The organism is Acinetobacter sp. ABJ-A23_2, assembly GCF_044538765.1.
Classification (GTDB): Bacteria; Pseudomonadota; Gammaproteobacteria; order Pseudomonadales; family Moraxellaceae; genus Acinetobacter; species Acinetobacter nosocomialis_A.
The window spans coordinates 1-312 of sequence record NZ_JBIUCP010000127.1 but is presented as its reverse complement, the minus strand read 5'-3'; the positions used below and the strand labels follow the sequence as shown (position 1 = coordinate 312).

The window sequence follows — 312 nt, the reverse complement described above, 5'->3', positions numbered from 1 at the left end:
GTGAAGCAGGTCCTTACGGTGAAGAATCAGTTCTTGCTCTTGTAGCAGCTCTTGACTCTTACATCCCAGAACCAGAACGTGCTATCGACAAAGCATTCTTAATGCCAATCGAAGACGTATTCTCAATTTCTGGTCGTGGTACAGTAGTAACAGGCCGTGTAGAATCTGGTATCGTTAAAGTTGGTGAAGAAGTAGAGATCGTTGGTATTAAAGATACAGTTAAAACAACTGTAACTGGCGTAGAAATGTTCCGTAAACTTCTTGACGAAGGCCGTGCAGGCGAGAACTGTGGTGTATTACTTCGTGGTACTA

Annotated in this window: 1 protein-coding gene; it reads left to right on the top strand. The window is 43.3% G+C overall.

What is annotated here, in order from left to right; translation table 11 throughout:
• The coding region (locus ACH63V_RS18160) for an EF-Tu/IF-2/RF-3 family GTPase (RefSeq protein ID WP_396464332.1) at nucleotides 1–312 on the top strand (312 nt) is incomplete at both ends.